Origin of the sequence: Polynucleobacter sp. UB-Siik-W21, assembly GCF_018687415.1 — a bacterium.
Classification (GTDB): domain Bacteria; phylum Pseudomonadota; class Gammaproteobacteria; order Burkholderiales; family Burkholderiaceae; genus Polynucleobacter.
In genome coordinates this window covers 184,831-197,128 of the sequence record NZ_CP061289.1, presented here as the reverse complement: position 1 = coordinate 197,128, position 12,298 = coordinate 184,831, and the positions used below count along the sequence as shown (strand labels likewise).

10 protein-coding genes are annotated in these 12,298 nt (G+C 46.0%); 4 read left to right on the top strand and 6 right to left on the bottom strand.

The window, feature by feature from the left end; all coding sequences use genetic code 11:
* The first annotated feature begins 29 nt into the window (after positions 1-29).
* The gene (locus C2756_RS01065) at positions 30-989 is read left to right on the top strand and encodes a carbohydrate kinase family protein (RefSeq protein ID WP_215319557.1); all 960 of its coding nucleotides are present in this window, start codon (positions 30-32) and stop codon (positions 987-989) included.
* 206 nt (positions 990-1,195) lie between these two features.
* Here C2756_RS01065 and C2756_RS01060 read toward each other — a convergent pair whose 3' ends face one another.
* The 5 genes from C2756_RS01060 to C2756_RS01040 all read right to left on the bottom strand — a co-directional run bounded on the left by C2756_RS01060 (position 1,196) and on the right by C2756_RS01040 (position 7,930).
* Entirely contained in the window at positions 1,196-1,435 is a 240-nt protein-coding gene (locus tag C2756_RS01060; protein WP_251370122.1) for a hypothetical protein, read from the bottom strand.
* A 333-nt stretch (positions 1,436-1,768) separates the two neighbouring features.
* Positions 1,769-2,950 (bottom strand): ribonucleotide-diphosphate reductase subunit beta, encoded by a 1,182-nt coding sequence (locus C2756_RS01055; protein ID WP_215296230.1) that lies wholly within the window; start codon positions 2,948-2,950, stop codon positions 1,769-1,771.
* Positions 2,951-2,995: 45 nt separating this feature from the next.
* Positions 2,996-5,923: a ribonucleoside-diphosphate reductase subunit alpha gene (locus C2756_RS01050; protein ID WP_370625679.1), complete on the bottom strand. Its 2,928-nt coding sequence runs from the start codon at positions 5,921-5,923 to the stop codon at positions 2,996-2,998.
* A gap of 330 nt (positions 5,924-6,253) precedes the next feature.
* Positions 6,254-7,072, bottom strand: a complete 819-nt coding sequence (ampD, locus tag C2756_RS01045; RefSeq protein ID WP_256437781.1) for a 1,6-anhydro-N-acetylmuramyl-L-alanine amidase AmpD — start codon at positions 7,070-7,072, stop codon at positions 6,254-6,256.
* 3 nt (positions 7,073-7,075) lie between these two features.
* Positions 7,076-7,930 (bottom strand): inner membrane protein YpjD, encoded by an 855-nt coding sequence (locus tag C2756_RS01040; protein WP_251372082.1) that lies wholly within the window; start codon positions 7,928-7,930, stop codon positions 7,076-7,078.
* Positions 7,931-7,947: 17 nt separating this feature from the next.
* Between C2756_RS01040 and ffh the strand changes: the two genes are divergently transcribed.
* Positions 7,948-9,330 carry a signal recognition particle protein gene (gene ffh, locus C2756_RS01035; protein WP_215319555.1) on the top strand — a complete coding sequence of 461 codons (1,383 nt, stop codon included), beginning with the start codon at positions 7,948-7,950 and terminating at the stop codon, positions 9,328-9,330.
* Positions 9,331-9,338: 8 nt separating this feature from the next.
* Here ffh and C2756_RS01030 read toward each other — a convergent pair whose 3' ends face one another.
* Positions 9,339-11,087: a proline--tRNA ligase gene (locus tag C2756_RS01030; protein ID WP_215319554.1), complete on the bottom strand. Its 1,749-nt coding sequence runs from the start codon at positions 11,085-11,087 to the stop codon at positions 9,339-9,341.
* Between the two features lie 48 nt (positions 11,088-11,135).
* Between C2756_RS01030 and C2756_RS01025 the strand changes: the two genes are divergently transcribed.
* A complete protein-coding gene (locus C2756_RS01025; protein WP_215319553.1) occupies positions 11,136-11,735 on the top strand; it encodes an RNA pyrophosphohydrolase in 600 nt (199 codons plus the stop codon).
* Positions 11,735-12,298: a CNP1-like family protein gene (locus tag C2756_RS01020; RefSeq protein WP_215319552.1), complete on the top strand. Its 564-nt coding sequence runs from the start codon at positions 11,735-11,737 to the stop codon at positions 12,296-12,298. The genes C2756_RS01025 and C2756_RS01020 overlap by 1 nt, the downstream gene beginning before the upstream one ends.

Sequence of the window (12,298 nt, the reverse complement as noted above, 5' to 3'; positions counted from 1 at the left end):
ATTACCTTACCCATTACAGAAAGTAATTTATGGCTAGCTTGATCTGTGGCTCTATCGCTTACGACACCATCATGAATTTTGAAGGCAAATTTGCCGATCAAATTCTCCCTGAGCAGATCCACATCTTGAATGTGGCCTTCTTAGTACCAACCATGCGCCGAGAATTTGGTGGTTGTGCAGGCAATATTGCCTACAACCTCAGCCTTTTGGGAGGAGATCCCATCATCATGGCAACTGTTGGTGGCGATGCAGCGCCCTACATGAGCCGCTTAAAGCAACTTAATATTGATGCGAGCCATATTCGCCAAATTGAAAATGCATTTACGGCACAAGCAATGATCACCACTGATCAAGCCAATAACCAAATCACGGCATTCCATCCAGGCGCGATGGACGAGTCGCACCTTAATCTAGTTTCTGCAGTAATCACCGAAAGAAGCAAAAACTCCAAAGGGGCAGCTAAATTCGGCATCGTTGCGCCTGATGGTCGCCAAGGAATGTGGGAACACTGCCATCAATTAGCAGAAGCCAATATTCCGTTTGTCTTCGATCCCGGTCAAGGATTGCCAATGTTTAACGGGCCAGAGCTCTTAGAGCTAGTTGATATCACCAGCTATTTAGCGGTTAACGACTATGAAGGCGAAATGCTTTCGCAGCGAACTGGCTTGAGCTTGTCAAAGGTTGCTGAGCGTGTCAAAGCACTGATCGTGACCAAGGGTGCAGAAGGTGCTGATATTTATACCGAAGGCAAATGTATCTCGATTCCTCCAGTACCGGCAGGAAAAGTAGTCGACCCCACTGGATGCGGCGACGCATTTCGTGGCGGACTCTTGTTTGGTCTTGAGAATGAAATGGATTGGGAAACCACTGGTCGCCTGGCCAGCCTAATGGGTTCGATCAAGATTACCCATCAAGGACCACAAAATCATCAACTCAGCAAAGCAGAGATCGCAGACCAATTTAAAACAGCGTTTGGCTTTAGCTTTTAACCTTGATTCAAAATAATCAAAGCCTATAAGCCAATAAAAAAGGGGTCTCGTGAGAGACCCCTTCTAATAACACCCGTCTGATTAAGGACGTGTGCCAGTTGGGAAGGGCCAAGCAGCAGCAGGATTCAACGCACTAGTCGCTGGTGCAGCTTTCTTAGCCACGGGCTTTTTTACAGCAGAGCCCGCTTTCTTCGCAGCAGGCTTACTTACTTTTTTTTTGCTACGCGCTTTTTTGCAGCTGGACGCTTCTTAGCAGCTGGCTTCTTCTTTGCGGCAGCTTTTTTAGCAGCTGGACGCTTTTTAGCGGCTGGCTTCTTTTTAGCGGCTGGACGCTTTTTAGCGGCTGGCTTCTTTTTAGCTACTTTTTTAGCAGCTGGTTTCTTAGCAGCTACTTTTTTCTTAGCAGCTGGTTTCTTTGCAGCAGGTTTTTTCTTGGCGATTGCCATAGTCATACTCCTTCACGTGAGGATTAGTTCAAACTACCGATTAAGAAGACCCGACCACTCATTTCCGCCTGGTTTTGCAACCTTTTGGAATTGGCGAGCGAGCCATTCATCGGCGCGCGGCTTGATGCTAAGTGCTGCACGCTAATGAATCCTGGAAAAAAAGCCGTGGCCCCAAGGGACAACGGCTTCTTAAATGTGCTGGAAAAAATGGAGAGAATAGCTCTGGCACCCTTGAGTAAGGGTTTGCGGATTTGAGTCTGTTTCTGCTGACTTCTTAAACTATCCAACCGTCTAATCTCCTATTTAGCCAGTTGTGCGCTTACTTACTGCCAACTACTCCCAACTCAGCGCACCACCGGTTTGATACTCAATAACGCGTGTCTCAAAAAAGTTTCGTTCTTTTTTCAGATCAATCATTTCTGACATCCATGGAAATGGATTCTCTTCATTTGGGAACATCGCGTCAAGTCCTATTTGCAAACATCTGCGATTACAAATGTATCTTAGGTACCCTTTGAACATCGGAGCGTTCAATCCGAGCACTCCACGAGGCATCGTATCTTCGGCATAACGGTACTCTAATTCGACTGCTTTTTCGAAGATGGATTTGATCTCGTCTTTGAACGCAGAAGTCCATAACTGCGGGTTCTCCAGCTTGATTTGGTTAATCAAATCAATACCAAAATTGCAGTGCATAGACTCATCACGAAGGATGTATTGATACTGCTCAGCAGCACCCGTCATTTTGTTTTGACGACCCATTGCAAGTATTTGCGTAAAACCAACATAAAAGAACAAACCTTCCATTACGCAAGCAAAAACAATGAGTGATCGGAGTAACTTTTGATCGTTTTCTAATGTGCCAGTCTTAAAATTTGGATCAGTTAAGACATCAATAAACGGAATTAAGAACTCATCTTTAGCGCGAATCGAGTCAATCTCGTGATACGCGTTGAAGATTTCGGACTGATCTAAACCTAAAGATTCCACAATATATTGGTATGCATGGGTATGAATTGCTTCTTCAAAAGCCTGACGCAATAAGTATTGGCGACATTCTGGAGCAGTAATGTGGCGATAGGTACCCAAAACAATATTATTGGCCGCTAAAGAATCGGCAGTTGTAAAGAAACCCAGATTGCGCTTAATAATGCGACGCTCATCTTCTGTCAGGCCATTCGGATCTTTCCAAAGCGCGATATCGCGGTTCATGTTGATCTCTTGTGGCATCCAGTGATTTGCACAACCAGCTAAGTATTTCTCCCAAGCCCATTTGTACTTAAATGGCACCAGCTGATTAACGTCAGTCTTAGCATTAATCACACGCTTATCAGCAGCATTAACACGCAAGGCTGCACCTCCAGCCAATGAGACGGCTGGTGCAGGCGTACTTACTTGAGGCGCTGCCATTGCTACTTGATCTGGCTGTGGGCGTTGTGGCTCCACTGCAACCGGCTGCGGTGCAAGACCAGCTTTTGCTAGTGCTGGAGCAACTTCCTCTTCCCAATTCAACATAACTTTCTCCTAAATTCTTCTATTCCTGACCAATCAGCAAATGGCTTATTGGCATGCTTCACATTCTTCAAAGCCAGCATCGCCTGGGCGCATTGTGCAAACTGGGCCATCAGCCTCTACTGCACCAGTTGCATTTGCAGCAGCTGTCGCATCAGTTCCATTTACGCCACCACCACTCGATACTGAGTTCAATTGACCACTAGCCACGGTTGATTTCTCGACGTGGGTTGCGGCCATCGTGCGGAGGTAATAAGTGGTCTTTAGACCACGCAACCAAGCCAGCTTATAGGTATCGTCCAATTTCTTACCAGATGCACCGCCCATGTAGATATTCAATGACTGAGCCTGGTCAATCCATTTTTGACGACGGGAAGCCGCCTCAACCAACCAACTTGGCTCGACTTCAAAGGCGGTCGCATACAGATCACGCAAATCTTGTGGAATACGATCGATCTTCGATAAAGTGCCATCAAAGTACTTCAAGTCGGCAATCATCACTTCATCCCAAAGACCGCGATCCTTCAAATCCCGCACCAAGTACTCGTTTACCACCGTAAACTCACCAGATAAGTTGGACTTCACAAACAAGTTCTGGAAGGTTGGCTCGATACAAGCAGAAACACCAATGATGTTGGAGATCGTTGCCGTAGGCGCAATAGCCACGCAATTGGAGTTACGCATACCGTGTTGTTTGATACGGGCACGCAAACCGCTCCAATCCATAGTGGATGAGTTATCCACTTCTACATAACCACCGCGCTCAGCTGCCAATAAGGCCACTGAATCTTGTGGGAGGATGCCACGATCCCATAAAGAGCCTTTATAGGTGCTATAAACACCGCGCTCTTCAGCCAACTCACAAGAAGCTTGATAAGCGTAGTAGCACACTGCTTCCATAGAGGAATCAGCAAACTTCACTGCTGCATCGCTAGCGTAAGGAATACGTTGCATATGCAAGCAATCCTGGAAACCCATAATGCCCATGCCAACCGGACGGTGCTTCAGATTGGAATTACGCGCCTTAGCAACCGCGTAGTAGTTAATATCGATCACGTTATCGAGCATGCGCATTGCAGTGCGCACAGTTTTCTGGAGCTTCTCGTGATCTAAGACCAATTTACCGCTTGCATCGGTAGTCATGTGCGCAGTTAAGTTCACAGAACCCAAGTTACAAACTGCAATCTCATCCTCATTGGTATTGAGAGTAATTTCAGTACACAGGTTAGATGAGTGAACCACGCCAATATGTTGCTGTGGGCTACGGATGTTGCAAGGATCTTTGAAAGTGATCCATGGGTGACCAGTTTCAAACAACATACCAAGCATCTTGCGCCACAATTGTTGCGCCGGAATTCTGCGGAATGGCTTTAACTCACCACGATCTGCTTTTTGCTCATAGGCAACATAAGCCTCTTCAAACGCCTTGCCAAACTTATCATGCAAATCTGGAGTATTAGAAGGCGAGAACAAAGTCCAGTCACCGTTTTCCATGACACGCTTCATGAACAAGTCAGGAATCCAGTTAGAAGTATTCATGTCGTGGGTACGACGACGGTCATCACCAGTGTTCTTACGCAATTCTAAGAACTCTTCAATATCCAAGTGCCATGTTTCTAAGTAGGCGCAAACTGCACCTTTACGCTTACCGCCTTGGTTCACAGCAACTGCAGTGTCATTCACCACTTTGAGGAATGGCACAACGCCTTGCGATTTACCGTTAGTACCTTTGATATGGCTTCCTAAGGCGCGGACGTTAGTCCAATCATTACCCAAGCCACCAGCAAACTTAGATAACAAGGCATTTTCTTTCAACGCTTCGTAGATGCCATCAAGATCATCTTCAACAGTTGTCAAATAGCAGCTAGAGAGCTGTGGACGAGTTGTTGCTGAATTAAACAAAGTTGGTGTGCTGGACATGAAATCAAAAGTAGAGAGGATTTCATAGAACTCAATTGCACGACGCTCGCGATCCAACTCATTCATTGCCAAGCCCATTGCAACACGCATAAAGAAAGCCTGTGGCATTTCAATACGACGATCTTCAATGTGCAAGAAATAGCGGTCATACAAAGTCTGGAGACCAAGGTAGTTGAACTGCAAATCACGGCTCGCGTTCAATGCAGTAGCCAATTTTGGCAAATCAAAATCACGCATGCGTGGGTCTAACAATTCTGCAGAGATACCTTCATTGATGTACTTGGCAAAGTAAGTGCTGTATTCAGCTTGGGTATCGCCTTGCAATACTTCCTTACCAAAAATTTCCTTACGGATCACGTGCATCAGGATGCGTGCAGTTACTTGACTATATGCAGGATCTTTTTCGATCAAGGTACGTGAAGCCAAAATAGCGGAGTCATAAACTTGCGCCATCGGCACGCCATCGTACAAGTTCTTAATAGTTTCAGTAATGATTGGGCTTGCATCAATGTGATTACCCAGGCCTTCACATGCAGCTTCAATCACCGTGCGCAAAGCTGCCATGTCGAGATACTTCTCAACGCCGTTATCAGTCACCTTGATACCGGACTCACCAGCTTGATGAGCCGCTTGCGTTTCTTGATTGATTTCTTGTTGAGCAGCACGCTCTTGATTGCGCTTCTCGCGATAAAGAACATAGGCACGGGCAACGTTGTGCTCACCACTACGCATCAAAGCCAATTCAACTTGGTCTTGAATATCTTCAATGTGGAAAGTACCGCCATTAGGACGGCTACGCAATAGAGCGCGCACTACGGCATGAGTTAATTGCTCAACTTGCTCGCGCACGCGTGCTGATGCCGCACCCTGACCACCATTAACCGCCAAAAATGCCTTAGTTACCGCAATCGCAATCTTAGATGGCTCAAAAGCTACCACTGAGCCATTACGGCGAATAATTTTGTAGTCAGACAACTGGGTAGCTTGGGCTCCACCAACACCGCCAGCTACAAAGCTAGCAGAAGGGGTCTGATTAATCGCCCCCACAGGACTCATTCCTGGGTTATTTGCTCCAGGTGTTTGACCTGCCGTCGGTGGATTTGCGTATGTCATGTTATTCCTACGTCTCTATATAGTTATTTGGACAAAATATCGTTAAAAAACAATGGCGTATTGCTGGATTCAAACACTACATCTAGTGTCTCGAAGGGCATTGGGTACTAAGTATAGGGAAATATTTACCCTTTGGTAAGCTTTTTCTAACAAAAATTCATAAGTATTTTTACTAAGGAATCTAATGATCTTGGGGGCAATTTGGTGCATGATTTTTAGCCCTTTTAGGCAAAGGCTAAAAAAGTAAGCGTACGCTTACATACTTAAAACAGACTAGCGAGAAGCAATCCCATAAGGAAGGTTTTTGGTAGAGACACCTGTCTCATTTTGGAACTTTTTCCAATCAAAAAAGATTCCAGGATCGGTTTTTCTATCGGGCGCGATATCGCTGTGTCCTGCAAATTGAAGATGGGGATAACTTACTTCTAATTTTTTTATTAGGCTTGCCAAAGTTTTGTACTGAACTTCTTCAAAGGGCGTATCCCCATCGCCCTCCAACTCAATGCCAATAGAAAAGCTATTGCACTTTTCCCTACCCAAAAATGAGGAGACCCCAGCATGCCAAGCCTTGTTTTGGGTTGAAACAAACTGAATCAACTCACCAGAGCGGGTAATCAGAAAGTGACTAGACACTTTTTGCTCGGCAATTTCCGCAAAATAAGGATGCGCATTTGGATCAAGCTTATTTTGGAAAAAATCCACGATGTAAGAGCTACAGTCTTGGGATTTAAATTGTCCCGGCGGCAAACTAATGTGATGCATGACCACAAGATCTGGTTGGGTGCTATCTGGTCTCACATCTTGATGCGGTGAAGTACGCCATTGAGCAGAACCAATCCACCCTTCTATATCCAGTGAATTAAGATGCTCATGAGAGCAATAAAAACGTTGCTCATGAGCGATTGCTTCAGATTTTGGAAGGTGTACTTTGCAATGCTGACAAGGCACCATGATCTCGGGCTCAAAGGTCTTGTGAGCTTTATCTGGCTTAGGGTTCGCTGCAGCTGCCTGATTTGCCTTGATTTGCTTTTTACCCTTTATCCAGAGATAAAAAAGATATGCGCCAGCAAATAAAAGAAGCCACTTAAACAAGGATCATGCTCGCTGAAGAATCACTTCCAATACAAAACGGCTACCAACATAAGCGAGTAATAGGGCAACATAGGCACTCAAGACCAAACGAATGGCGAGTCTACCTCTGAGCCCAACTCTCCAACGGGCAATAATTAATCCAGCAAATAGAAGCCAAGACACTACGGCAAAAATTGTTTTGTGGTCCCAAACAAAGGGTTTACCAAACAATGCTTGAGAAAATAATAGGCCCGAAAATACGGTGAGCGTCAGCAGACCAAAACCAACATATAACAGGTTAAATAAGAGACTTTCAATAGTCATCAAAGGTGGTAGATCATCCAGCCAAAAAGCAACGCGGCTATTGGGCAGAATCCCAAGCTGTTGATGTAAGGCGCGGTCATAGGCACTCATTAACATTGCTTGCATTGCCGCCAAACTTAATAAGCCCACAGAAACAGTTGCCACAATAAAGTGCGCCTTAAACCAAGGATCTGAAACAGCCTCTGGAGAAATCAAGGTACCTGGGAAAAAGAGTGGCAGCAAGGAACAAAATAAAGCAAATAAAACCGACATCCAGAGCAAACTGGCGATTGGTAAAAACCAAGATTGGAACCAATAAAATGCCAAGCCTACCCAGGCAGTCAGGGATAAATCTTGGGCAAAGCCAAATATAAAGCCTTCTGGCGTGAAAACGGATTCATGAATCTGAATACCATGCACTACCAGTAATGCAAATATCAGCGCTCTAACCAGTAAAGATGACTGAGAGGATTGGCTCTCTCTTTTCTTGGACCTTAAGCCCAAAAAGATCAACAGAATCAAATAGCACAGGGGGATAAGGGCGTCGAGACTTAAGTAATCTAAAATGTTCATCATCAAAGTCTAATCGATAAATGCTACAAAACCTTACCGACCGCCTATCTCGCGTTGTTAAAACCATGCGGGGTCAAGCCCGCCTAACGGAAGAAAACACTGCAGAAATGCTGCGGGAGATCCGTTTGGCCTTATTAGAAGCCGACGTAGCCCTCCCCGTTGTCAAATCTCTCCTGGAACAAATTAAATTTAAAGCCCTTGGTGAGGAAGTGGTTGGAAGCCTCAGCCCTGGTCAGGCGCTCGTTGGCGTAGTTCAGCGCGAGCTGGCCCAAGTCATGAGGGGCGATGTTCAGCAAAGTGGTGAACTCAATTTAGCCACTCAACCGCCCGCCGTGATTCTGATGGCAGGCTTGCAGGGTGCTGGTAAGACTACCTCCGTCGGTAAGCTAGCCAAATGGCTCCAAGAAAAAAAGAAAAAGAAAGTTCTCACCGTTTCTTGCGACGTATACCGCCCTGCTGCTATCGAACAGTTAGAAACGGTTACCAAACAAGTTGGTGCAGAATTTTTCTCCAGCAATATCAATCAAAAACCAAATGACATTGCAACTGCTGCACTCGATTGGGCACGCCGTCATTATTTTGACGTACTCATTGTTGATACGGCAGGTCGCCTGGGCATTGATGAGGCACTCATGCAAGAAATCAAAACTTTGCATGCGAGCTTACATCCGATCGAGACCTTATTTGTGGTGGATGCCATGCTTGGTCAAGATGCCGTCAATACTGCTAAAGCATTCCATGAAGCGCTCCCACTTACCGGCGTTATCCTCACTAAGTTAGATGGTGACTCACGCGGCGGTGCAGCTCTCTCTGTTCGCCAGGTGACTGGTGTGCCACTCAAATTTATTGGGGTGGCAGAAAAGATGGATGGCCTTGAAGCCTTTGATGCTGAGCGGATGGCTAACCGCATCCTTGGTATGGGCGACATCCTAGCCTTGGTTGAACAAGCCCAGCAACACGTGGATGTTGCTAAAGCAGAAAAATTAGCTAGCAAGATTTCTAAGGGCGGTTTTGATCTCGAGGATTTTCGCGATCAACTTCTGCAAATGCAAAAGATGGGTGGTATGGCTAGCTTGATGGATAAACTCCCAAGCCAAGTAGCTCAAGCGGCAACCAAAACCAATCTGAGTAATGCCGATAAACAAACCAAGCGGATGCGCGGAATCATCGACAGTATGACTCCGCGTGAGCGCAGTAAACCTGAGTTACTCAAAGCGAGTCGCAAACGGCGTATTGCTGCAGGTGCTGGCGTAGAGGTGCAAGAAGTAAACCGTCTACTTACTCAGTTTGAGCAAATGCAAACCATGATGAAGCAATTCAAAGGCGGGAAGATGGCGCGCACCATGGCAACGATGGCCGCTAAAGGCGCCGCCAAGGGTATTGGCGATCTCTTCAAAAAATAAATCGCTAACTAAAGTGAATTAACTGAACTCTTTGACGCTTGAACCGCAGTAATTACTTTCTCTTTGATTTGCGCTAGCGGGATATTTTGTGATTCCGCATCAGTACGCCCTTTGAATTCCACTTGAGAATCTGCCAAGCCACGATCACCAATAACAACGCGGAATGGCGCGCCAATCAATTCCCAGTCAGCAAACATTGCACCCGGACGCTCATTACGATCATCCAAAATCACATCTATCCCAGCCCCAAGTAATTCATCATGCAACTGATCGCATGCTACTTTTACTTGTTCAGATTTCTCGTAACCCATTGGGCAAATCACGACTTCAAATGGCGCCATCGAGATCGGCCAAATAATGCCGCGCTCATCGTGACCTTGTTCAATTGCGGCGCCAAGTAATCGAGTAACGCCGATACCGTAACAACCCATCACCATCGGCTGTGCTTTACCTTGTTGATCCAAGTATGTACAACCCATAGCTTCGGAATAACGAGTGCCCAACTGGAAAACGTGACCGACTTCAATGCCGCGGCAGATATCAACAACACCTTTACCGTCAGGCGAAGGATCGCCAATGACCGCATTACGAAGATCTAAGACGAGTGGCTCTGGTAAATCACGGCCCCAGTTCACGCCAGTTAAATGGTGGCCAGCGTCGTTTGCACCACACACAAAGTCAGCCATATTGGCAACCGTACGATCCGCCACCACTATGACATCAGCACTCACGCCAACCGGACCCAAGTAGCCGGCAGGTGCATTACAAGCTTGTTTAATTTCTGCTTCAGTAGCAAAGCGAGATTCGGCCATCCCTGGAATCTTGCTTGCCTTCACTTCATTAAGCTCATGGTCCCCACGTACTAACAACATAAAGAGTTTGGCTGGACCTTTTTCTTGATCAGCAGCAAACAATAAAGTCTTGACCGTCTTTTCTAATGGAAGCTTAAGAAACTGGGCAACATCAGCACAAGTACTCTTATTCGGTGTTGGAACCTTATTCAATGCAGTACTTGCAGCAGCACGTTGAGCAATCAATGCAAGGGATTCTGCCGCCTCTAGGTTGGCTGCGTAATCTGAACTCAGACAATAGACAATCGCATCTTCACCGGTATCAGCAATCACATGAAACTCTTGACTACCGGAGCCACCAATCGCGCCGTTATCTGCTGTCACCGCACGGAACTTGAGTCCCATCCGCTTGAAGATACGGGTATAAGCATCAAACATGATTTGATAGGACTTCTTTAAACCTTCAGCATCTCGATCAAATGAGTAAGCGTCTTTCATACTGAACTCACGACCACGCATGATTCCAAAACGTGGGCGACGCTCATCACGGAACTTCGTTTGTATTTGATAGAAGTTAACTGGTAACTGCTTGTAACTCTTGATCTCGTTGCGAGCTAAATCGGTAATAACTTCTTCCGAGGTTGGCTGAATTAAAAAATCACGATCGTGACGATCTTTAATACGGAGTAACTCAGGCCCCATCTTTTCCCATCGACCAGTCTCTTGCCATAATTCAGCAGGCTGAATTATTGGCAATAGCAATTCAATTGCGCCAGCACGATTCATTTCTTCGCGAATGATATTTTCAACCTTGCGGATCACTTTTAATCCCAGCGGCAAGTAGTTATAAATACCGGCACTCAGCTTACGAATTAAACCTGCTCGCACCATGAGCTTATGCGAAACCACCTCAGCGTCAGAGGGGGCTTCTTTTAGCGTGGCGAGAAATGATTGTGATGCTTTCATGTATGGATATAATCAAATCATTGATTTTAAAGGATTTGGGGCACGATCATGCTTGACCGTGAAGGGTATAGACCCAATGTCGGCATTGTCCTCCTTAACAGCCGTAACGAGGTTTTCTGGGGAAAACGCGTTGGGCAGCATTCGTGGCAGTTCCCGCAGGGCGGAATAGCGCATGGCGAGAGTCCTGAACAGGCAATGTACCGCGAATTGCATGAAGAGGTTGGCTTACTACCGGAACATGTCCAGATTATTGGACGAACCAGGGACTGGCTTCGTTACGACGTCCCTGAGGAATATTTACGTCGTCAACATGCCACCCGCGTTCACCGTGCCGCCTACCGTGGTCAAAAACAAATCTGGTTTCTACTTCGTCTAGTCGGCTTAGATAGCGATATTCAATTAAGAGCTACGGAACATCCTGAATTTGATGCTTGGCGCTGGGTTCCATTTTGGATTCAGCTGGATGCTGTTATTGGTTTTAAACGCGAAGTTTATCAACTGGCTTTATCTGAGCTTGCCCGCTATCTTGCTAAAGGGGTCCGCATGCAACAATTAGCCTGGGGAACGCCTTTAGATATTCTGCAATCTTTTTACTCCAAGGGCGACGAGATTCATCAAGAGTCTACTAAATCGGATAAGCAAAAATAATGAGTTCTTTCTTTCGCACCCTTAGCCAATATGTCTCTTGTATTTGTGCTGCCTTAACTTTACTGGCCTGTGCTGGTGATCCCATGCAAAGCGGTCTTGATCCTTTCGCGCCGATGGTGTTTAAAGAAGGTGCGACCAAAATGCCCCTGAACCCGCCCAATCCATCAACTCTGCTCCCTTTTTACGTGTCACAACACACTATTTTTAAATTTGCGGTCGACACCGACTCGATTTTGATTGGTGCCGATGGCGTAACTCGCTACATTGTTGTGATGACAAATCCCAGCGGTGGTCAACAAGCACAATATGAGGGCATCCGTTGTGATTCATTCCAATGGCGCCTATATGGCAACTTGGAAAATAATGCTTGGAGAGAAAATCCGCTTTCTAGTTGGAGGGGGATCCAAAACAATGTTCCCAATCGCTACCAAGCGGCTTTAGCGCAAGGTGCATTTTGCAATTTCAACTCGCAAGAAAAGAATATCAAGACTATTCTTCAATCTCTAAATCCCAATGGATTCACAGGGGGCACCAAGCCAACCAACTCATTTGGTATTCAATAA